Consider the following 21029-nt stretch of genomic DNA (forward strand, 5'->3'; position numbering starts at 1 on the left):
CACAAATGTGGGTGGCTACACAGCTATTTGTCCAGCCATGTCTTTGCGTAGTTGTTGAGAGCTATCTTTCCAACCAACTGGTATGGCAAATCTTTTACATATTTTTTGTGCACATAATTAACTGCAACTTCACCAATTGGGTAAAATGGCAGATCTTGTGCGAGTATTTCCTGAATTTTGAAGTAGTATTCCTTCCTCTTATCTGGATCTACTACAGTTGCTCCTTTATCGAGCAGTTCGTCAACTTCTTTTGAAGAATAACCCATCACGTTTATGTCTCCACCTGTGCCTACTCTGAGTTTCAAGTTATCCGGATCAGGTCCCTGGAAACCATTGAGAACTGTTAAATCGAAATCCCCACCCTTCAGGCATTTTTCTATGTAGGCAGCTATCTCATATTCTTCCAATGTCACTTTGATACCAACTTTGTCCAGCTGTTCTTTTATGATCGTGGCCATATCTCTCCAAACCTGTCCTTGGAAATAAACCAGTGTCACTTCGAACCTGTAACCATCTTTTCCCCTTGGATATCCCGCTTCATCCAGCAGTTTCTCAGCCATCTTCAAATCCTGACCTGGTGCTTTTGCATTCGGGTTATAAGCCCACGGAATACCCTGTGTGTAAAATCCATCACTCACAGAGCCGTATTTAATTGCTTTATCAAAAATTTCCTGTCTGTTGAGAGCATAGGCAGCCGCAAAGCGCACCTTTGGGTTGTTGAATGGTGAGGAACGCCTTGCAACATTGAATCCCATGTAATACCTGCTTGGAGCGGGTTTTTGAAAAACAACAATATCAGGCATCTTTTGATAAATCGGAATGTGCACATTGCTGACATTATTGTTCACATCAACTTCGCCACTTAAAAAAGCTTGTTGAGCAGTATCTTGATCTGGTATGATTTTGAAAATAATCCTGTCCAGATATGGCTCTCCCATAAAATATTCCGGGTTCTTCTGCAAAATAACATGACTACCCTTTACCCACTCGACAAATTTGAAGGGACCTGTTCCAACAGGTTTCTGGTTGGCTGGATTATCCATCCAATCGACAGGAGAACCGTCTCTGGTTATGTCGTATATGTGTTTTGGCATTACCCAAGTACCATACCAAGACAAAAATCCGATAAAAGCCGCCTGTGGTTGGCTCATTTTGAAGACCACTGTATAATCATCTTTTGCCTCAATTGATATGACTTTCTCGAAGTACTTTGAAGCCGTTGCCTCTGGATGAGATTTGATTTGACTGTATGTCCAGACTGCATCTTCAGCCGTGCATGGTTTACCATCATGCCACTTTACTCCTTTTCTGAGGTGAAAGGTATAAGTGAGCCCATCAGGAGAGATTTCCCAGCTTTCTGCAAGATCTGGTATTACATTGTAATCTGCGTCCAGAGCAACGAGTTTGCTGAAGATACATCCATAAATCCCATTTCCAGCATCGTCGGTTTTTGCATCTGGGTTGAAAGAAATAGGATCGCCCCAATGGGCAATGACCAAGGTTCCACCCTTTTTGGGTGTCTGAGCGGCAGCGAGTAATAACACGCAGGTTACCAGGAATGCCAGAACAAACAACTTCTTCGCCATAATAACACCTCCTTAAAATAGTTTAATGATCAAAGACAATCTTCCCATCTATGATTACAACTTCTATCCTCGAATTTGGCTTTAAAGGATGATCACTTGAAATAACCAGATCAGCATCTTTTCCAATACAGATGCTGCCAACCTTGTCATCGATCTTGAGCATTTTTGCTGGATTTACAGTGATCATCTTTAAAGCATCATCATAAGAAAGGCCGTTTCTGACAACCACACTACCGAGCAATCTCAAATGCTTTTGAGGAATAACTGGGTGATCTGTCATGAGTGCTACGCAGACACCTGCTTTACACAGTTCTACAGGTATCCTGTCATTAACATACCTGAAGGCTGAATAAAGTTTTGAGAGCATCACAGGACCATAAACAACCGGAACATTAGATTGTTTTATTTCATTTATCAACAAATCTCCAGCAAAAACGTGATCAATTGTTGCACAAAGATTGAATTCCTTTATGATATCCAAAACTGCGATAATCTCATCTGGAGAAGTGGAAAGATGAATCTTTGCGATCATATCCCTTTTGAGTACCTTAGACACGTAGTGATATTGAAATTCTTTTGTATCATCGGGATTTTCCATCCACTTTTTTGCATCATACAGAGTGTCTCGCAGAAGGGCAACTGTTCCCATTCGAGTAGATGGATAGGGTTCCTTGGATTTGTACTCTCTGATACCCTTTGGACCGAGTGCCATCTTCAAAGCTGCCTCCCGGTTCAGCACCCTGCCGTTAGTTTTCGCAATCAACCCGACTCCACCAATCACGTTAGCGCTGCCTGGTCCGGTGTAGACTGTTGTCACTCCACCCGAAATAGCATCACTGAAGGCTTTGTCAAAAAAATCTATGGCATCTATTGCTCTCATCTGTGGAGTTATTGGACCTGAGAAATCATTGACATCACTGTATTCCCAATCCAATCCTTCTGGGATCAAGCCAATGTGGCTGTGTGCATCGACAAAACCAGGAGAGATGAATTTTCCGGTTGCATCTATTTTTCTGTAATGGGAATCAAAACCGATCCTTTTACCAACGTATTTTATCTTCTCATCTTCAATGAGTATTAACCCATCCTCGATGACCTCAAATCCCGTCCAGATAGTACCCCCAATCACTGCGATCATCTTTCATCCCTCCAACAGACCTGGCCGTCGATGATCGTGCATATTACTTTCGTATCTGGTTGAAAAGGCTCATTTGAAAGAATCACAAGATCTGCATCTTTACCAACTTCAATTGAACCTGTTTGATTATCTATACCCAAAATTCTGGCAGCATTGATAGTAATAAGAGACAGCGCTTCATAAACAGAAAAACCTTCAGCTATGGACAGACCGGCAAGCAAATCAAGATACTGGATGGGGAGCGTGGGATGGTCAGTCGTGAGGCAAAAATCAATACCTTTCATCTTTGAGAGGTTCAAAGAGTCCAGGTTTTTCAGCTCTACACCTCTCTTTGAGAAAACCACGGGACCATAAACAACAGGTATATCCTTCAGATCATCTTTCAGCATATAAGCTTCTGTCCCATGATCGAGTATGATTTTTATATTGAATTCCTCGGCAAGCCTTTTTACAGCAACGATATCTCTGACGGTATGGACATGAACCCTCAATGGGATTTTCCTTTCAAGCAAAGGAATCAAAGCTTCTAATTTTGGATTCGTTTTTTCATGTTTATCTTTCATGTACCGCAGTGTCTGGGTAAAAATCGATCTTATCTCTGCAATCATTCCCATTCTCGTAGTGGGTGTCATCTTGCGCTCTGTCAAAAATCTTTTGGGGTGTTCTCCAAGCGCGGCTTTGATACACGCTGATTTTCTGATCAATCTTCGATTCGTTTTATAAATCGCACCCTGCCCAGGCATAATAGTGATTTTCTCAACGCTACTACCAAAAGACATGTATGAACCTGGGAGTATGCCAACAGTTGTCACACCGGCTCTTATTGCATCTTCAAAAGCAGGATCAAACGGATCAACTCCATCCACTACGTTCAAATGGGGAGTCAAAGGGTCTGAACTTTCAAATCCGTGATCGCCATTTTCACCTTCCAGACGATAGATACCAATATGAGTGTGTGGATCAATAAAACCTGGTGCAACATAGTACTTGCTGGCATCGATAAAATCATGATCATCAGAAAAGGTAGATTTCGTGGTTATATCTCTAATCTTTCCCTGCTCAACGACAACTGTAACACCACTCATCTGCTCAAAGGGTGTAAGCAGAGTTTTGCATGTTATTTTCAAGATAAACCCTCCCAACAAAAGAAAAATAGATCTAAAAGGACGTTTTGAAAAAAATCTCTTAACTGTTTTTATTGTCACTAATCGTATCACCAAATTTGCATACTGAAATTGAATTTGATGTTACACAACAGGCAATTAATGTTCCTATAGCTAACTAATTGTCACGAACAAATGTATCTTGGCACGCAGTTTTGGATCTTTAACCCGCATTTCAAACAACACATGTTAAACTATAGCTGGGTGTAATTTTGCAAAAGAGGTGATCAAGATGCAAAAAATAAACAAGAAAAAGAGAATTGCCCTGATAGCTCACGACAGAAGGAAAAAAGATCTGATTGAATGGGTACAATTCAACAGGGGTACTTTATCAGAACACGAACTTTACGCGACAGGTACAACTGGTTCATTGATTGAGCAGAAAACAGGTCTCAAGGTGACAAAATTCAAAAGTGGTCCATTGGGAGGCGATCAGGAAATAGGGGCAAAGATATCCCAAGGCGAGATAGACATACTGATCTTTTTCTGGGACCCGCTTGAGCCTCTTGCACACGATGTCGATATAAAAGCTCTGATAAGAATTGCCACAGTTTACAATATACCAGTTGCAATCACAAGATCTACGGCTGATTTTTTGATCTCTTCACCTCTGTTCAAAACAGAATACGAAAGAATATTGCCCGATTATGAATCAGAACTCAAAGAAAGAATCATGAAGATCGTTCAGCAAAATTCAGAGCAGGATTGACTTTTCTCAAATATCCATTGTCTTCAAACCATTGCAACGCATCTTTCAAAGACTCAAACAGAGGTCTTGGATTGTAACCAAGTTTTTCCGTAGCTTTTTGGTGTGAATAAACGTAGTTTCTGGTGAGAGTGTGGACACTATAGGGTGTCAGCAGGGGTTTTTTCTTTTTTAAAAGATAATAAGCCGATGCGACCAAAGAGATAGGATAAGCTATATAACTTGGCAGAAACAGGTTTACAGACCTTGATGGTCTTATTTTCTGAAGCATCTGGACAAAAGCCCTTATAGTCGTGTAGTGACCGCTTGCAATGAACAGCTCTCCTTTTTCTGCTCTGTTACATGCCTTGATCAAAAGATCTGCCACGTCGCGAACATCTACAAAATCAAATGAGCCACAGATACCCACCCTGAGAAGGTTCTTTGAATGTAAAAGCAGTAAATTACCCATCTCAGATACACGCCAATCATACGGTCCTACGACTCCTGTGGGACAGACAACAACCGCATCCAATCCTTTTTTCACCGATTCAAGAACCTTCAATGTAGCTATAGCCTTTGACTTTGCGTAATCTCCAGATGTTTTTTGCGGGTCTATTGGAGTTGATTCATCGATGAGAGAACCTACCTTTGGTTCACAAAAAGCATGGATGGAGCTCACATAGACAAGTCTGTGAACTTTGTTTTCTGTGCACGCTCTTATAACATTTTCGGTACCGGTGACATTCACATCATAAACGATCTTTCTCCTGCCAAGGATGGATATAACAGCAGCAAGGTGGTATACTACCTCAACATCTTTGCTCGCATCGCGGACAAAATCGTAATCTCTTATGTCTCCTCTCACAATTTGTACTGGCAAGCCCTCAAGTGGTACGGTGTCTTCAAAAGGTGCCACCATCGCTCTGACATTTTGATTTGATGCAACGAGTAACCTAACCAGGACATTTCCCAAATGACCGGTTGCTCCCGTGACTAAAATCATGGTCTCTCACCCAATAAAAAAAGCCTTGAGAGTCTTTCAAAACCTTCAGCCATTATCGCAAGGTCTTCAGGTGGTATCCAAGAAGTGACTTTATCTATCAATTTTGAAAAATCTGAAAGAATCTGTTTGTAAATTTGCTGACCTTTTTGAGTCAGTTCAATCATTATGACACGTCTGTCTTCGTCCGATCTGGAACGCGATACAAAGCCTTTCTGCTCAAGTGAATCGACAAGAAAGGTTATGTTGCTCTTTGTCATGGAAAAAGCCTGAGCAAGTTCGCTCATCTTTTGTGAACCCTTCTGGGCTACGTACAAAAGTACATACAGCTCTATAGCCCTTAGATTCTCAACTTCGTTGTTAAAGTTGAGCATTTTCGAAAAGGTCAGAACCAGATCGAAGATAGATCTCATAATCTTTTCTGCATCGATTTTCATATACTCACCCTCTTTGAATTATATAGTTAATTTTATAAACTGTCAAGAATTTTAACTATATGATTTTGAAAATATTCAGACCTTTATCTTCTCATCTTCAACAGGATTATGGGCTGAAAGGATAAAACAAAAGGTGCCACGAACCTATCCTCGACTGGCTCAGACCAGGGCGTTGATGTACCTCCGGCTCCAGTCAGGCTCCCCTGCGGCACACGATGGAAACTGCTTATGGCTGCTTCCTTCCGGACCTGACCAGGTTCACAGCCCACCGTTGCACAGGACCCAACCTTCAACGCCTTCAGTACATCCCGTTTCCTGACCCAAGTAGCCTCAGATAGGCCTTCAGCCCCGCTGTGGCGGATTTCGGGTTACAGGGGACCGCCAACCCCCCGCCTATCGTGGCACCGATTTAATTATAAACCATATTCTCTTTTTTCAGACGAAAAACAAAATCCCGCAGTCGACCTGCGGGAAAATGTGTGAATTATTTTTTCAAAAACTTTCATACAGATTCAAAAACCATTTTTCAAAAACTGCTGTAAATCTTTGTACCAGTTATACCTGTTGACAGCCTTAAAGCAATTCATAACCCATACCCTAAATCCTTTTTTCCAATCATATTTACCAGTCTAAAATATCAAAACCAAACCAAAAACTTCTTCTTCTTCAAAAACATTAGACCTATCCCAATATACGTCCTACCTTTTACCAGGATCCCGGTTGGCGCCTCCCATTATATATTATACGAAATGTATAAAACTAACAGTTGAAAAAGATGCTTTTATATAGCCTATATTTGAACAAAAAGCGAATACTTTTTTGTCAAAAAGCCAGATATAGAACTTATGACTGACTCAGATAAAAACAAAGGGAGGGCGGGTGCCCTCCCTTAAATGGTTTTTCAAAAATCAGTATTCAGGTGGCATAGCTGGAGTTGTTTCTTTCTTCTCCTCTGGTTTTTCCACAACAAGAACTTCTGTTGTCAAAAGCATTCCAGCGATAGAAGCGGCATTTTGCAGAGCACTTCTTGTAACCTTTGCCGGGTCAATGATTCCAGCTTTGAACATGTCTGTGTATTCACCTTTGAGCGCATCAAAACCATAGGATTCGTCTTTGGAGCTCAGGATTTTCTCGACTATAACAGCACCATCATAACCGGCATTTTCTGCAATCTGTTTGATAGGAGCCTCGAGTGACTTGTAGACTATCATTGCACCGACTTTTTCGTCGCCATCGAGTTCCTTCAGGAGGCTTTCAAGAACTTTTCTGCTTCTGAGTAGTGTCACTCCACCGCCAGGGACTATACCTTCTTCAACTGCAGCTCTTGTTGCACTCAGAGCGTCCTCTATTCTGTGTTTCTTTTCTTTGAGTTCGGTCTCTGTCGCGGCACCAACTTTGATCACTGCGACTCCACCGGCAAGCTTTGCCATTCTTTCCTGGAGTGTTTCTTTCTCATACTCAGATGTTGTCTGCTCAATCTGCGACTTGATCTGGGCTATTCTCTTTTTGATTTCTTCTGGATTTCCTTTTCCACCGATGATTATCGTGTCGTCTTTCTTAACTCTCACAAGATCTGCTCTTCCAAGGTCTTCCAGTGTCACGTCTTCAAGATTTATTCCAAGCTCATCGCTGATTACCGTTCCACCTGTGAGTATCGCAATGTCCTGAAGCATGGCTTTCCTTCTGTCACCAAAGCCGGGAGCCTTAACTGCGCAGGCAGAAAGCGTGCCCTTCAATTTGTTCAGAACGAGTGTTGTCAATGCCTCTCCCTCAACATCTTCTGCAATGACAAGAATCGGTCTTCCAGTCTGAGCGACTTTCTCAAGAATTGGTATCAATGGCTTGATTGCACTCAGTTTTTTGTCTGTGATCAGGATGAAAGGTTCTTTGAGTTCGACTTCCATTTTTTCTGCATCGGTCACAAAGTACGGTGAAATGTATCCTCTGTCAAACTGCATACCCTCGGTGAATTCAACGTATGTTTCAAGAGTCTTCGAGTCTTCAACTGTTATGACACCATCTTCTCCAACTTTGTCCATTGCTTCAGCAATCAGTTCACCAATCTCTGGATTGTTTGCGCTGATAGCCGCAACGTGCGCAATGTCTTCCCTACCAGAAAGTTTCTTGGATTTTTCCTTGATATAATTTGCTACCTTCTCAGTTGCTTTATCGATACCACGTTTGAGCAGTATTGGATTTGAGCCTGCAGCAACGTTCTTCAAACCTTCTCTGATCATGGACTGAGCGAGAACAGTAGCTGTTGTCGTTCCGTCACCTGCAACATCGTTGGTCTTTGAAGCCACTTCTTTTACAAGCTGAGCACCGAGATTTTCAAATTTGTCCTCAAGATCGATTTCCTTGGCTATAGAAACACCATCATTGGTTATAGTTGGTGAACCCCAGCTCTTTTCGATGACGACATTTCTACCTTTTGGACCAAGTGTGATCCTTACAGCATCTGCAACTTTGTTCACGCCTCTTTCAAGTGCCCTGCGAGCTTCTTCATCAAATTTCAAAAGTTTCGGCATCACTCATTCCTCCCTTCACTCTTCGATCTTTGCAAGAATATCATTCGCATCAATAATGATGTAATCAACGTCATCAATCTTGATTTCTGTTCCGGCATACTTTGAGAAAATCACCTTGTCTCCAGCCTTCACATCGATATTTTCAACCTTTTCCCCAACAGCGATTACCTCGGCTTTCATGGGTTTTTCCTTTGCCGAATCAGGTAAGACTATACCTCCCTCGGTTCTTTTTTCCTCTTTCAAGGGTTTGATCAAAAGCCTCTCGCCAAGTGGTGTAACTTTCATAAACCAGACCTCCTTTCATTTTTTAAATCTTATCACTCTACCTTCTTGAGTGCTAATTATAGCATACACCACTCTGGACAACTAATCAAGTGTCATTTTTTGTAGTTATTGCAAAATAATTCCAACTACAGGAGATTAATCACAATAAAATGGCAAATTAAAGCCATTATCTAATTAGATCACCTGTTTTTATCGATAAAACTCAAGAGGTTGAATCCATTCATGGTAGAATTTTGCTGATCAGGAGGGATAACAAATGAACAAGAGTCTGATAATCAGAGAATACATATTTGCAACCTTCGGCGTGATAATAACAGCCGTAGGTCTTGTGGCATTTTTGATACCAAACAACATAGCCGCGGGTGGTGCAAGTGGACTTGCCATGGTTTTGAATGGTCTGATAAAATTGCCTGTCGGTATATGGATGTACATAATAAATGGTCTTTTGTTTTTAATCGCCTTTTTGACCATTGGTTTTGATTTCAGTGTGAAAACCATATACTGCACCTTTTTGATAACCTTCCTTGTCGATCTTTTCGATAGATTCATCAAGATACCAAAATACATCGCTGGAGATATGATGCTTGCAGTTTTCTTTGGAGATGTTCTCACCGCAATTGGAATGGCAATCACTTTCACCCAAAATGCCTCTACAGGTGGAACAGATATAATTGCCAGAATACTGAACAGATACTACGCAGCGTCGATGGGAACAACCCTGTTGATTGTTGATCTCATCATCGGTGTCCTTGCTGGTCTGACATTTGGAGCAAGAACAGGTATGTACGCGATTTTAGCCATCATAATAAACGGCATGACAATCGATTTTGTGATGAAAGGAATCGAGACTTCAACGCAGGTGATAGTGATATCAGACAAAAACGAACAAATAGCTGACTTTGTCCTCAATCAACTCAAAAGGGGAGCCACATATCTGGAGGGTCACGGTGCCTACACTAAAAAGCACAAAAAAATATTACTCATAGTCTTGAGAAGAAGAGAACTCGGCGAACTCATTTCTTTTATCAGAAAAACCGACAAAAGTTCCTTCATAATAGTTAACGAGGCGCGCTACACTCTTGGTGAAGGTTTTCAGAACATCAGAAATGTTTTTTAATGTACACTTCCAAAGTCTTCATCTTCAACAGGATGTAGATGAACTGTGTTCAGTCTGTATATATTAGAGTAGTTCATCGACATGTTATATTAAATGTGAGGTGATAGGTTGAGAACAGTTTCAAACGCTCTGTTTTTTATTGGTTCTGGCGCACTGTTGTTCGCCATCCTGAGCTTTGAGCTTGGTTTAAAAGCCATGAAAAACGACGAAAAGGAAAAGATGAAAGATCACAACAGACGAGGCTGGAAAGCTCTGTTTTTGTGTGGAATGATATACACGCTGTCTTTCATCACGGCTTTGTTTGTCTGAGGTTCAAAAATACCTTTGAGATTAAAAAAGACCCGATAATGATAATTGCATAGTACGTGATGAACCTCCAGGTTATGACAGTAGCAACGACAACATCACGCGAGATCAGATTTTTGAACATCATGTAAAAGGCTCCCTCAATCCCGCCGAAGAGCCTGGTGTGGGCAAAAAATAAACAACCATGGTCATTGTGAGTATCGCCGCTAAAAATTCAAGATAATTCACCTTTCTAAAACCAAAGCTCAGCATCAATGTGTATGGAACACTCATCGTCAAAAGTATTTCCAGGCAGGTTAAAAGAACATTGAAAACCAAAAGCAACTTCGATGAAGTCCACAGATTTTTGAGCAGCTCAAAGTAACCCGATACAGAATCGATGGTTTTTTTAAAGACCACCTGAGTATCTTTCTTGGTCAAACGCGAAATCACCGCAGTCAAAAACTTTGAAGTGAAGATTTTCTGGGTGAAATTTTTCGAAAAAATAAGGAGTATGAAAAACACGTAGACGGAACTGGTGAGTATCAATCCTGTGTAAACCAAAAAAGCCGAACCGTTGTCAGAAACAATTCTCTTACCTCTGAAAAGAATCAGAAAAAAAGAAGCCGTGATCATCAAAGTCAGCGATGTGATGAACTTCACACCGACCGCCATCGACGATCTTTCCACTGGTATGTTGTTTTTTACCAGATGATATATCTGAAAAGGCTGACCGCCCGCTGAAAAAGGAGTTATGGCACTTGTGTAAAGACCGAGTACCGTGTTCTCAAGGCACAACAGGTAACTGACCTTGATCCCATCGTGTGACAGTAAAATCTTTGTTCTCAACGCATCGATCAAGATGAAAACAAAATAAACAAGGCACGCAATCAGGAATATCCCAAAATCAATAGATCTGAATGCTGCAAAAAGCGTGTCCCTGGCACCAAAAAGTGATATCAACCCGGTCATTCCCAAACTCAAAATGATACCCATCAAGATCTTTGTTCGCACAGCGCATCACCTTTTTGCTTTATTACTTTACCACAATCTGTTATTTTTTCAATCTTCGTGATAAAATGTAGCTGAGTCGTACTATTGGAGGATGGTGCTGTGAACATGAGGCGTGATCTTGGTATAGATCTTGGGACAGCAAATACACTTGTTTATGTCAAAGGAAAGGGAATAGTCATAAATGAACCATCTGTCGTGGCGATCAATGCAGACACGGGCGAAATTCTCAAAGTTGGAATGGAAGCAAAGATGATGCTTGGAAAAACACCAGCTTCGATAATAGCCCTGCGACCATTGAGGGATGGTGTCATCGCCGATTACGATGTGGCTCTTTCGATGCTCAAGTACTTTATCGGCAAAACCAGACCCACAATGTCTTTTCTAAAACCAAGGGTTGTCATAGGAGTACCAATAGGAATAACCGATGTTGAAAAGCGCGCCATACTCGAAGCCGGGCTTGAAGCAGGTGCCTCAAAGGTTTTCCTGATAGAAGAACCCATGGCAAGTGCGATAGGCATAGATCTGGACGTTGAAGAGCCAAACGGGAATATGATCGTCGATATAGGCGGTGGAACAACGGAGGTTGCCGTGATATCGCTTGGCAGTATTGTCGTCTGGGACTCAATAAGAATTGCGGGAGACGAGATGGATGAGGCAATAGTTCAGTACGTCAGAGAGACATACCGAATAGCAATAGGTGAGAGAACCGCTGAAAAGATAAAGATAGACATTGGAAATGTCTATCAAACCGAGGAATACGATGCGCTGGAAACATTGGTAACCGGTATTGATCTTTCAACTGGATTACCCAGGAAAATCATTCTAAAAGGCGGAGAAGTCCGCGAAGCACTCATGGTACCAACCTCATCCATAATTGACAGTATAAAATCTACCCTGGAAAAAACACCACCGGAGCTGGCAACAGACATCGTAGAACGTGGAATAGTTACAACAGGTGGCGGTTCTCTATTGAGAGGTATTGACAAATTGATTGAGAGAGAAACTGGCATAAAGGTTGTCAGAGCAGAGGATCCCATGTCGTGCGTTGCAAGAGGTGCTGGTAAGGTTCTCGATAAGGTGGAAATACTGAAAAAGCTTCAGCAGGTGGACTGAATGCCCATCAAGAAAGTCAATCAAGTTGTTGCACTGTTTTTCATCTTTATATTGATCTTCGTGCTCGATGTGCTGTCTTTTCACCGCATGAGTTCTGTTCTGTGTTCATTTTTTCATCCACTGACTGTTGTACCTTTTAAAAGTAGAGTGCTTGCCATGCACATACTGGAAGGAATAAAAATTTCCTTAGCCAAAAACAACAGTGAAACCATTCCACCGCAGGCTCAGTCCCCCGAGCAAGGTCTTGCGGTGCTCGGTCTAAGAGAACAGTACATCGTGGTGGCTGGAGAGTCAAAACCGGGAGATATTGCCGTGGATCCTGTTAACAAATGCCTGGTTGGAATTGTTAGAAAATCCGATAAGCAAATAAGCTGGGTTGAATCGATATTCTCCCCACAGGTGGTTGTGCAGGTCACAGTTGAATCGTCCACGTTAAAGGTGGATGGAGAACTTTTTTTCGGGAACAGGCTCCGAATATACGAAAATATCGATGTCACAGGCTTTGAAGTGAAAGTTTCTGATGTGTTCACATGCGGAACTCTTTTGAGAAGTTTGGGATTTGAAAAACTCGGAATGGTCATCGACAAAGACGGACCATACTACGTGGTTGACAACCATTTCATTGTCCCGAATCGTCTTGAGATTTTTCCTGGGTATTGATTATTTTGTTCATCAAATCCGACAGGAGCTTTGCGTCTTCCTCGTCGTAAGTCGTTTTTTCTTCGAGTTTTTTAAGAATTTCAAATGGGTCGTCCTGACTGATCAAATGAGTTTCTTGCTTTGGTTTTTCCTTTTCCTTTGAAAGAATCTCCTGAACTATTGAGTCAAGCTGTGTTTCAATTTCTTTGAACTTCTCATCTGATTCAACGGGAATTTCCTTTGAACCAGTTATCTGCTGAACGAGTTTTTCAACCTCACTTACACTGGTTTCAACTTTGGTCTCAATGTCAACTTTCTGTTCGACAGGTTTTGCTTTCTTTGTTCTCTTTTTCAAAAGGAACAGAACAAGGAAAGTCACAGAAAAACTAACGACAAAAACACCTATGATTAGTATCACGGGAGCACCTTTTGCCTTCAAGACCTGTGTTGGAGTTGAAGTAGCTGTTATCTGGGGTATCTTCGATCTTATCCACACCATCCATTCCTCAGTTGGCTGAGCACCCTGATCAATCAGCGTCAAAATTTTTTCGGCAATCGGATTACTTTTTCTGTACTGCTCCAGATAAGCTTTTGCTCTTTGAAGATCTCCTATGGCAAAGGCACAGATACCCATCCTCAGCTTCAGCAGATTGTCGTAAGATTCCAGCGAAGGATCTATCTGCACCGCCTCTTCAAACCATTGAAGGGCTTGTTTGTAGTCTCCCGCAACATAAGCATTCAACGCAGAGACATAATATTGGTTTGATGCAAATAAACTAACAACAAAGATTATCTCAAAAACAACGATCAACTTTCCTCTTTTAAGGTAGTTCATAAACTTCTATCCTCCTATCTACAAGTGCGTAAACCTCCTTCCCGACTGGTACGATTTTCTTGACCTTTCCATCGAATTTCTGTATTTCTTCCCTTAATATCATATTCTTATGATCAAAGAAAAGAACCGAAGAACTCCCGCCGATCAACATGTATCTGTCGCTCTGGCTGACAAAAGCCGGATCTATCCATCCTTCAGCAGCAACCAGTTGTTTTTTCGACAAAAGATCGAAGAAAACCACAGAATAACTCCTCAGTCCAAGGATGAGCAAATCGTCTTTTTTGATACAGCTTGTGAAATCTATCGATTTTCCTTTTATATTAATATCAGTAGAACTCACCAATTTTTTTATAACACCATCAGCCAGACTGTACACAGCTTCATTCGTCAGCAAAAGCGGGCTGTCACCATCCACAAACTTTGCGTATTCTCCAGACAGATCAGCTACTTTTTTCCAGTCTTTATCCCACTTGTAAAGAGTTAATCCTGCACCCTTTACTACTGAGAAAATTCCCAGATCACCTGCCAGAAAATCCACACAGTTTTCAAGAAGGTTCACACCGGAAATCTGAGATATATTATTACCATCGTATATTACTGCACTTTTGTTGCTGTAAAATCCAAGTTTGCCTGAAATTACATGTGCAAACTGAATATCCCCGCGGTAAAAGACCTTCCCATTCAGATCGTACAGTCCACTACTGAGCTGAATCAAAATCTTCGAGCCAGTCCGAAAGATGTCAATCGCTTGCTGATTAAATGTTTTTGTCTTTTTCATCAATTGAGCTATTCTAAAAGAGTTCGGTACCTTGATCTGCCAAGCCTGAACCGATTTTGGAATAGTTTCTGTCTCACGTGCTCCAGCCACTCTCTCAGGATAAGTTTCCACTTTGTACTCAGGCACCTTCAAAGGCTGGTATTGTAGAAATTCTTTCAGTTTCTGCTGGAATTTCGGTGCAAGATAACAGTCGAAAAACGAGCCGTCTGATTCAAAAAGTTCGACTCCATCTATTGACGCACTTTGTTTTGTCACAACACCATCTGAGCCGATTGCCAGTTCAGGATAAAAACTCTCAAGCACAGTACCTTTCAAATTTATGGACATTGGCGGTCTATTCCCAACCACACACAGATATCTCACATCTTTACGCGGTGATCCAAGCAAACCAAGCAATTTTGAAGACGGCAAAATCTCAGTGTACAGCGGACCAACAGATTCAAGGTAAAACAAAAGATGTGATTTCACCGAATCAATTGTTGATTTGTCTGTGCCAAAATTGTTGGCAATCAACTCCGATGGTTTACCAAAAAGCAATGTCCCAAAGTAGATCGGGTTCACAACATTGGTACCTTTGTTTGGAGTGCTTATCAAGACAACTGTCCTGACATTTTTTATTTCAGGGTGCCTTTCCAGTGCAAGACGAGCTATTAAACCTCCCATCCCGTGTGCAACGATATCGAATTCCAGAGATTTCAGTCTGAGAAGTTCTGCCGACAATTTCTCTGCTTCATAGAGTAAAAAGCTTTTTATTTCACTGATTATTGAAAACTGTTTGAAACCATTCATGTAGGACTTTGATTTCGTTTCAACTACTGGATATTCATAGTACATGATCGTTCTATTTGGAAAAAGTTCACTCCAGACATTGATTTCCTGCTTGAGTGTGCTTGGAACAAAACCAAGAAAACTTCTATCAACATCTGGTATGAGCATTAAAACTGGCTCTACGCTCTTTGAATTTTCTTTAATCAACTGCAGACCGAGCTTTTGTTTTTGCGGCACACTTGCAACTATACCGATTGTCGAAGTGTGAAAGGCTTCCACCTCGATGTAAGCTCCAAGATCATCCACATCTATGTAAGCTCCACCAAAGGTTTTGTAAATTGGTTCTGAGATATTCGGAATGTACGCCAACCTGATATTGGCATACTCCTCACCAAGGTACAGATTCTTCGGCAGCCGGTAGCGGATCAGGATTGGTTTCATAGCGAATTCTTCGATTTTATCAACCGGAGAAACATCGTACACGTCCGAGACAAACACCGAAGTAAGCTGGTATGGAAGGTCCGAAGAAGATATTTTTTTAATCTCAAAAGACTTTGGACGGTTGTATGCGCCTTCAGGTACTGAAATATTCAAAGCTTGTGTCACGATACTCGCACTTTTTTCAGGATTTGCCACAAAGGTTTTCCTGAAGATTCTCAATCCCAAAAAGACAATCGATACAACCAGAGCAGAACCAACAACGATGAACAAAATCAATTTCTTTTTCAGAACAGATTTGAAGAGTTCAAAAATCTTTTCCACAGATCTCACTCTCTCAGCCGGCAAAAGATTTCAAAAAATCGACCGTTCTGTTCATTCCAAATTCATTGAATCTGTTCACGATTCCCTCTAATAACTTATCGGCAAAGTTCTGAGCTTTCTGAATCCCGACGATACTCACCACCGTTGGTTTTCCAAGTATCTTGTCCCTTCCCACTGTCTTGCCGGCTGCCTTCTCATCCATTAGAGCATCCTTCAAATCATCAACCACCTGAAACCATATACCGAGCACAGAACCGAGTTTAGAAAATCTGTCTATCAACTGATGCTTTTTGCAAAGTATGGCACCAGAGGCGATGCAGAACGAGAACAGACTGCCGGTTTTCTTAGAGTACATCTTCAACACTTCGCTCAGTCTTTGATTTTTTCCGGTGTACTCGACATCAAGGGCTTCACCGACCAGCACTTCATAGGTCGATTTTGAAAATTCCCTGAATAGAACTGTCTTTATCTGTGGATCAGCCGGCGACTGGCTCAGCACTTCAAAAGACTTGAGCATCAAGCCATCCCCGGCGAGTATCGCAAAGTCGTTTCCGTAGACCACATGACAGGACGGCTTGCCGCGCCTGAGAGGAGAGTCGTCTATCTGCGGAAGATCATCGTGAATCAGTGAAGCAGTGTGGAAAAGTTCGATTGCAAGTGCTGGATGCCATACTAAATCTAAATCTACCATCATATCTTCGCAGACGGTTTTTATCAAAAGCGGTCTGATTCGTTTGCCAGCAGAGAGCAGGCTATAATTCATAGCCTCTTCGACTTTGCTTGATACTGTAATCAGGCGCTGTAATTTTTCATTGAAGATTGAAAGAAACTCTTCATTCCTCATCTTCTTGATCCTGAGGCTCATCCCTGAGCATCTGCCTGAATTTGTCTATATCCAGATTTTCGACGAATTTTTTGAATTCTTCATCTGATGTGTCTTCAGGTATTTGCAGATCAATTGCGTGTTCTTCGACTATTTCATTGCTCACATAAAGAGGTATACCTTTTTTCACAGCGAGCACTATTGAATCAGACGGTCTTGCATCCATTTCGATCAAAGCATGCTCATCTGAACCTTCATCCTCTTCGCCTTCCACGTAAGTCAAATCCCGTATCACAAGTGTTGCATAGTAAACGTTGTCTTTCACCGAGTGAATGATAGCTTTTTCAAGACGTGCATCGAGCGCCTCAAGGATATTCACAATCAAATCGTGTGTCAAAGGTCTTGGAAAATCAAGACCTTCAAGGCTTATTGCAAGCGCGTTTGCTTCACAGGCTCCTATCCAGATGGGAACCACCTTGTTAGTTCCTTCTACTCCCAGTATTACAACAGGAGAATTGTGCACTTTGTCCAGAACCAGTGCTTTGATCCAGGCTCTTCTCATTTCAGATCACCTCCAGCAGTTTTAAGCCTCTCAACCCCAAGCCGCACGATTTGTTCTACTCTCTGAGCCAGTTCTTCTTCATTGGAGAAATCTTTTGGATCAATCGGCGGATGGATTATCATCGATACAGGACCGGGGTTTAAAAAGAGGCTACGCTTTGGCACCAGAAATATTGTACCCCAAATTGAGACAGGTAACACCTTGACATTGAGTTTTTTTGCTATCTTGAAAACAGCGGTTTTGAACTTTCCAACGGTTCCATCAACAGATCGAGTGCCTTCAGGAAAAACAAGCAAAGAGCTCCCGGATGACAATGTTTTGACCATCTTCTTGATCACCCGCGCTCCCTCAGCCGGATTATCCCGATCCAAGAAAAATCCTCCCATGTACCTGACAAACCAGTTGATACCCGGTACCTTCGAGAGCTCTTTTTTGGCAACCATGGGCATTGGACCTACATAACCGAGTATCAAAGGTATGTCCATCAAACTCTGGTGATTTGCCACGACAAGACAATTTTTGCAGACATTCTCTTCGCCAAACACGGTCGTCGGTGAAAACATCCATCTGAAAGCGTTCCTGCCAAAAATCTTGATTTGTCCATCGACGAAATTTCTTGCCTTGGATTTTCCAAAAAAGAGCCGAATGATCAATCCAATGAAAAGAACAACAGTTCCATAAACAATGATATACAAAACAGCCGCCACAAGAAAATAAATTGTCACCAGAATTCTCTTCATCTTAACACCACCAAGACTATATTACCTTCACAAATTCAAAACGATTGTTCAAAAGATCAATCATCAAAATTTTGCCAATCAGTGTCTCTTTTTTGTTGCAAATTAATCTGATCACCTCAGCCGCCTGCATCGAACCTACCAGAACCACCAGAGGCGGAAAAACCTGTGAAACCTTCCGATCCTGATTTCCACGGAGTAAATCCTTGAGAGTCGGTGTCTTACCGTAAAAAATGGTCGTAACCTGACCAACAAAATCCTGAACACCCGCATGGACAAGTGGCACTGAACTTTTCTGACACAATCTGTCCAGTATCAATTTGGACCTGAAATTGTCAAGACAATCAACCACAACATCAACCTGTGGAAGAATAAAATCGTCGTCTATGGATTTTTCAATCGGAATCAAATTGCACGAAGGGTTTATTCTGCTGAGCACTTCTTGAGCTACCCGTACCTTTTGTTTTCCCAGACTCTGAGAATCGTACAGAATCTGTCTGTTCAAATCTGGCTCATCGACGATGCCGTGATCAACCAGATAAATGGTGCCAACACCAGTTCTGACAAGCAACGACAGAACAGTACAGCCAAGCCCGCCAGCGCCAGCAACAAGAACCTTTGCAGAAAAGAGATTGTTCATGCACTCACCAAGTAACTGACTGTGTCTTTCAAACATTTCATCCACCACTTACAGGCACAAAGATGGTCATTTCCAAGCTCTTGAGAAAATTGGTATCGCAGTCAAGTATGTTCACACCATCGCACAGTACAACAACCCAGTTTTTGACAATTTTTCCGTCCTTTTCAGTCAACAAATAGACACTCTCTTCTTGCTGGTCGATGACAAGTTCGACGCGTTTTTTCAACATCTTTGAAATAGATTCAAAGATCTCTTTCAAATTATTCGCCTGCACATGCAACTCTTTTACACCTACCATTGCGTCCACGATATTTCCAAACCTGACCTTCACTTTCTCACCTCATTTCTATTATACTTTTTCATGGGTGATCTTCATAAAAATAGCCGTTATTGGTGGAATATTCTGGGATATTTACATCTACGGTGATCAGCCTCACAGCGCAGAGATACTGGAGATGTGCGGAGGCTCTGGCTTGAATATCGCTTTTGGTCTGAAGATGATGGGCTTTGATGTATCACTCTTTTCCAACATCGGGGACGATTACAGAGCCAGCTTAATAATATCAGAACTTGAGAACCTTGGTTTTGATACACAGCACATCAAAAAAACAGCAGGAGCAACAGGATTTCACATCGCTTTCAATGAAAAACCCATAGCGGTTAACAGAGGAGTGAATAAACTGCCAGTCCAGATAGATGAAGATCAGCTAAAAGCCTTCGATTGCCTGGTGATCAACACCGAAGTGCCACCTGAAAGCGTCTACAAATCCATCGATCTTTCAAAAGGAAAAAGGATTTTCTTAGACATAGGACCACTCGCAAACCTCACAAAAGACATAAAGAAAATGGCAGACAATCTGATCGTGATTGGCAATCTAAAAGAATCCGAAAAAATAGAGTGCGATGTGATAAAACTCGGTCCAAAAGGCGCACGGTGGGGAGAAATTTTTGTAAGTGCAGATGGAATAGATTATCCTTACAAAATAGGAGCCGGTGATGTTTTCGATGTCGTACTGATCTCTCAAATACTTTTCGGCACAGATAAAATTCAAACCCTGCAAAAAGCCGTAAGGATATCTCAAAATGCGGCAAAATCAATCAAAGGAGCCTTCAGTAAGATAAAAAGTCTTAGTGATATTAAATGAAAGCGCTTGTTTATAACGGTAAAGATCTTGAACTTTTGAATATCGACCAACCCGGCGTGAAAACAAACTATGCGCTTGTGAAAGTTCTTCTTGCCGGTATATGCAACACCGATCTTGAAGTGCTCAAAGGTTATATGGATTTCACAGGTGTCCTGGGTCATGAATTTGTTGGAATTGTGGAAGAAGGTCCTGAAAACCTTGCTGGCAAAAGAGTTGTTGGAGAGATAAATATTCCATGTGAACAGTGTGATCTGTGCCTTGAAGGTCTGCACAGACACTGCAGAAATATGAGAGTGCTTGGAATAAAAAATTACAACGGCGTCTTTGCCGAATATGTGCTTTTACCAGTTAAGAACCTTCATGTGGTACCTGAAAAAATAGAGAATGAAAGAGCGGTATTTGTCGAGCCGCTTGCCGCAGCATTCAGAATCCTCGAACAAATCGAAATAAGCTCACAGAAAGTAGCAGTACTCGGCGATGGAAAACTCGGACTGCTCATCTCAAAAGCCCTGGCTTTTTCAAAAATAGACCACCTACTTTTTGGAAAGCACGAAGAAAAATTATCTTTGGCTCGCAACTGGACATCCACGGAATTCTCACACAACTTTCAAAAATACGACAGGTACTTCGATGTGGTCATCGACGCCACAGGAAGAAGATCTGGTATAGAACAAGCTCTTTTCATCGTCAAGCCGGAAGGTACAGTTTTTTTAAAAACGACAATGGCCGGTCGAATAGACCTTGATCTGAGCCTGATAGCCGTCAACGAGATAAAAATAATCGGTTCAAGATGCGGTCCATTTCCAGCAGCGATCTCTGCACTGGAGCAGGGTCTGGAAGTTCGAGATTTGATCCAGGCTGTTTTTGATCTTTCAGATTACCAGAAAGCCTTTGAAACGGCAAAAAACAGTTCCTTGAAAGTAATTTTGAAAATAAACGGCGAATATCAGGCTCAATTTCCATCGAGTTTTAAAATGTAAAAATCT

Annotated in this window: 22 protein-coding genes and 1 other RNA gene; 7 read left to right on the top strand and 16 right to left on the bottom strand. The window is 41.6% G+C overall.

Going from position 1 to position 21029, the window contains the following annotated elements:
* Positions 1-23 precede the first annotated feature (23 nt).
* Genes AC4E92_RS07615 through AC4E92_RS07625 form a run of 3 tightly spaced genes read right to left on the bottom strand, consistent with a single transcriptional unit; the run spans position 24 to position 3851 of the window.
* Positions 24-1586 (bottom strand): ABC transporter substrate-binding protein, encoded by a 1563-nt coding sequence (locus tag AC4E92_RS07615; RefSeq protein ID WP_490240000.1) that lies wholly within the window; start codon positions 1584-1586, stop codon positions 24-26.
* A gap of 22 nt (positions 1587-1608) precedes the next feature.
* The gene (locus AC4E92_RS07620) at positions 1609-2724 is read right to left on the bottom strand and encodes an amidohydrolase family protein (RefSeq protein ID WP_490240001.1); all 1116 of its coding nucleotides are present in this window, start codon (positions 2722-2724) and stop codon (positions 1609-1611) included.
* Positions 2721-3851, bottom strand: a complete 1131-nt coding sequence (locus AC4E92_RS07625; RefSeq protein WP_490240002.1) for an amidohydrolase family protein — start codon at positions 3849-3851, stop codon at positions 2721-2723. The genes AC4E92_RS07620 and AC4E92_RS07625 overlap by 4 nt, the downstream gene beginning before the upstream one ends.
* 268 nt (positions 3852-4119) lie before the next feature.
* Between AC4E92_RS07625 and AC4E92_RS07630 the strand changes: the two genes are divergently transcribed.
* Positions 4120-4596 (top strand): methylglyoxal synthase, encoded by a 477-nt coding sequence (locus tag AC4E92_RS07630; protein ID WP_490240003.1) that lies wholly within the window; start codon positions 4120-4122, stop codon positions 4594-4596.
* Here AC4E92_RS07630 and AC4E92_RS07635 read toward each other — a convergent pair.
* From AC4E92_RS07635 to groES, 5 genes are all read right to left on the bottom strand, one after another.
* Positions 4559-5578 carry an NAD-dependent epimerase/dehydratase family protein gene (locus AC4E92_RS07635; RefSeq protein ID WP_490240004.1) on the bottom strand — a complete coding sequence of 340 codons (1020 nt, stop codon included), beginning with the start codon at positions 5576-5578 and terminating at the stop codon, positions 4559-4561. The genes AC4E92_RS07630 and AC4E92_RS07635 overlap by 38 nt on opposite strands.
* Complete coding sequence (locus tag AC4E92_RS07640; protein WP_490240005.1) at positions 5575-6012, bottom strand: MarR family winged helix-turn-helix transcriptional regulator; 438 nt, start codon at positions 6010-6012, stop codon at positions 5575-5577. Before AC4E92_RS07640 ends, AC4E92_RS07635 begins: the two co-directional genes overlap by 4 nt.
* Before the next feature lie 136 nt (positions 6013-6148).
* An RNA gene (gene ffs / locus AC4E92_RS07645) (signal recognition particle sRNA large type) lies at positions 6149-6414 on the bottom strand.
* A 506-nt stretch (positions 6415-6920) separates the two neighbouring features.
* Positions 6921-8540: a chaperonin GroEL gene (gene groL / locus AC4E92_RS07650; RefSeq protein WP_490240006.1), complete on the bottom strand. Its 1620-nt coding sequence runs from the start codon at positions 8538-8540 to the stop codon at positions 6921-6923.
* Between the two features lie 15 nt (positions 8541-8555).
* Entirely contained in the window at positions 8556-8825 is a 270-nt protein-coding gene (gene groES / locus AC4E92_RS07655; RefSeq protein ID WP_435564136.1) for a co-chaperone GroES, read from the bottom strand.
* A gap of 256 nt (positions 8826-9081) precedes the next feature.
* Between groES and AC4E92_RS07660 the strand changes: the two genes are divergently transcribed.
* A complete protein-coding gene (locus tag AC4E92_RS07660) occupies positions 9082-9942 on the top strand; it encodes a YitT family protein (protein ID WP_490240007.1) in 861 nt (286 codons plus the stop codon).
* A gap of 108 nt (positions 9943-10050) precedes the next feature.
* A complete protein-coding gene (locus AC4E92_RS07665; RefSeq protein WP_490240008.1) occupies positions 10051-10251 on the top strand; it encodes a hypothetical protein in 201 nt (66 codons plus the stop codon).
* 120 nt (positions 10252-10371) lie between these two features.
* Here AC4E92_RS07665 and AC4E92_RS07670 read toward each other — a convergent pair whose 3' ends face one another.
* Positions 10372-11241 carry a lysylphosphatidylglycerol synthase transmembrane domain-containing protein gene (locus tag AC4E92_RS07670; protein ID WP_490240009.1) on the bottom strand — a complete coding sequence of 290 codons (870 nt, stop codon included), beginning with the start codon at positions 11239-11241 and terminating at the stop codon, positions 10372-10374.
* A 105-nt stretch (positions 11242-11346) separates the two neighbouring features.
* On the opposite strand from AC4E92_RS07670, the gene AC4E92_RS07675 reads away from it, so the two are divergent.
* Entirely contained in the window at positions 11347-12354 is a 1008-nt protein-coding gene (locus tag AC4E92_RS07675; protein WP_490240029.1) for a rod shape-determining protein, read from the top strand.
* On the top strand, positions 12355-13014 hold the full coding sequence (locus AC4E92_RS07680) for a hypothetical protein (protein ID WP_490240010.1): 660 nt from the start codon (positions 12355-12357) through the stop codon (positions 13012-13014).
* Here the strand turns inward: AC4E92_RS07680 and AC4E92_RS07685 are convergent.
* Genes AC4E92_RS07685 through AC4E92_RS07715 form a run of 7 tightly spaced genes read right to left on the bottom strand, consistent with a single transcriptional unit; the run spans position 12974 to position 19229 of the window.
* Positions 12974-13828, bottom strand: a complete 855-nt coding sequence (locus tag AC4E92_RS07685) for a tetratricopeptide repeat protein (protein WP_490240011.1) — start codon at positions 13826-13828, stop codon at positions 12974-12976. The genes AC4E92_RS07680 and AC4E92_RS07685 overlap by 41 nt on opposite strands.
* On the bottom strand, positions 13815-16136 hold the full coding sequence (locus tag AC4E92_RS07690) for an esterase/lipase family protein (protein ID WP_490240012.1): 2322 nt from the start codon (positions 16134-16136) through the stop codon (positions 13815-13817). Before AC4E92_RS07690 ends, AC4E92_RS07685 begins: the two co-directional genes overlap by 14 nt.
* Positions 16137-16149: 13 nt before the next feature.
* Complete coding sequence (locus tag AC4E92_RS07695) at positions 16150-17001, bottom strand: polyprenyl synthetase family protein (RefSeq protein WP_490240013.1); 852 nt, start codon at positions 16999-17001, stop codon at positions 16150-16152.
* A complete protein-coding gene (locus tag AC4E92_RS07700) occupies positions 16970-17521 on the bottom strand; it encodes a bifunctional nuclease family protein (protein WP_490240014.1) in 552 nt (183 codons plus the stop codon). The genes AC4E92_RS07695 and AC4E92_RS07700 overlap by 32 nt, the downstream gene beginning before the upstream one ends.
* A complete protein-coding gene (locus tag AC4E92_RS07705; RefSeq protein ID WP_490240015.1) occupies positions 17518-18261 on the bottom strand; it encodes a lysophospholipid acyltransferase family protein in 744 nt (247 codons plus the stop codon). The genes AC4E92_RS07700 and AC4E92_RS07705 overlap by 4 nt, the downstream gene beginning before the upstream one ends.
* 16 nt (positions 18262-18277) lie before the next feature.
* Positions 18278-18934, bottom strand: a complete 657-nt coding sequence (locus tag AC4E92_RS07710; RefSeq protein ID WP_490240016.1) for a HesA/MoeB/ThiF family protein — start codon at positions 18932-18934, stop codon at positions 18278-18280.
* A gap of 1 nt (position 18935) precedes the next feature.
* The gene (locus AC4E92_RS07715) at positions 18936-19229 is read right to left on the bottom strand and encodes a hypothetical protein (protein ID WP_490240017.1); all 294 of its coding nucleotides are present in this window, start codon (positions 19227-19229) and stop codon (positions 18936-18938) included.
* Positions 19230-19263: 34 nt separating this feature from the next.
* Here AC4E92_RS07715 and AC4E92_RS07720 point away from each other — a divergent pair, with 34 nt between their 5' ends.
* On the top strand, positions 19264-20043 hold the full coding sequence (locus tag AC4E92_RS07720) for a carbohydrate kinase family protein (RefSeq protein WP_490240018.1): 780 nt from the start codon (positions 19264-19266) through the stop codon (positions 20041-20043).
* The gene (locus AC4E92_RS07725; protein ID WP_490240019.1) at positions 20040-21023 is read left to right on the top strand and encodes an MDR/zinc-dependent alcohol dehydrogenase-like family protein; all 984 of its coding nucleotides are present in this window, start codon (positions 20040-20042) and stop codon (positions 21021-21023) included. The genes AC4E92_RS07720 and AC4E92_RS07725 overlap by 4 nt, the downstream gene beginning before the upstream one ends.
* The last annotated feature ends 6 nt before the right edge of the window (positions 21024-21029 follow it).

The organism is Pseudothermotoga sp. (genome assembly GCF_031962025.1).
Lineage (GTDB): Bacteria > Thermotogota > Thermotogae > Thermotogales > DSM-5069 > Pseudothermotoga_B.

What these genes read in the sequence shown, in the direction of transcription:
- AC4E92_RS07685 (WP_490240011.1), bottom strand. Translation starts at nt 13,828, where the DNA reads ATGAACTACCTTAAAAGAGGAAAGTTGATCGTTGTTTTTGAGATAATC.
- AC4E92_RS07675 (WP_490240029.1), top strand. Translation starts at nt 11,347, where the DNA reads ATGAGGCGTGATCTTGGTATAGATCTTGGGACAGCAAATACACTTGTT.
- AC4E92_RS07680 (WP_490240010.1), top strand. Translation starts at nt 12,355, where the DNA reads ATGCCCATCAAGAAAGTCAATCAAGTTGTTGCACTGTTTTTCATCTTT.
- groL (WP_490240006.1), bottom strand. Translation starts at nt 8,540, where the DNA reads ATGCCGAAACTTTTGAAATTTGATGAAGAAGCTCGCAGGGCACTTGAA.
- AC4E92_RS07660 (WP_490240007.1), top strand. Translation starts at nt 9,082, where the DNA reads ATGAACAAGAGTCTGATAATCAGAGAATACATATTTGCAACCTTCGGC.
- AC4E92_RS07615 (WP_490240000.1), bottom strand. Translation starts at nt 1,586, where the DNA reads ATGGCGAAGAAGTTGTTTGTTCTGGCATTCCTGGTAACCTGCGTGTTA.
- AC4E92_RS07695 (WP_490240013.1), bottom strand. Translation starts at nt 17,001, where the DNA reads ATGAGCCTCAGGATCAAGAAGATGAGGAATGAAGAGTTTCTTTCAATC.
- AC4E92_RS07705 (WP_490240015.1), bottom strand. Translation starts at nt 18,261, where the DNA reads ATGAAGAGAATTCTGGTGACAATTTATTTTCTTGTGGCGGCTGTTTTG.
- AC4E92_RS07710 (WP_490240016.1), bottom strand. Translation starts at nt 18,934, where the DNA reads ATGTTTGAAAGACACAGTCAGTTACTTGGTGAGTGCATGAACAATCTC.
- AC4E92_RS07700 (WP_490240014.1), bottom strand. Translation starts at nt 17,521, where the DNA reads ATGAGAAGAGCCTGGATCAAAGCACTGGTTCTGGACAAAGTGCACAAT.
- groES (WP_435564136.1), bottom strand. Translation starts at nt 8,825, where the DNA reads ATGAAAGTTACACCACTTGGCGAGAGGCTTTTGATCAAACCCTTGAAA.
- AC4E92_RS07635 (WP_490240004.1), bottom strand. Translation starts at nt 5,578, where the DNA reads ATGATTTTAGTCACGGGAGCAACCGGTCATTTGGGAAATGTCCTGGTT.
- AC4E92_RS07640 (WP_490240005.1), bottom strand. Translation starts at nt 6,012, where the DNA reads ATGAAAATCGATGCAGAAAAGATTATGAGATCTATCTTCGATCTGGTT.
- AC4E92_RS07630 (WP_490240003.1), top strand. Translation starts at nt 4,120, where the DNA reads ATGCAAAAAATAAACAAGAAAAAGAGAATTGCCCTGATAGCTCACGAC.
- AC4E92_RS07725 (WP_490240019.1), top strand. Translation starts at nt 20,040, where the DNA reads ATGAAAGCGCTTGTTTATAACGGTAAAGATCTTGAACTTTTGAATATC.
- AC4E92_RS07620 (WP_490240001.1), bottom strand. Translation starts at nt 2,724, where the DNA reads ATGATCGCAGTGATTGGGGGTACTATCTGGACGGGATTTGAGGTCATC.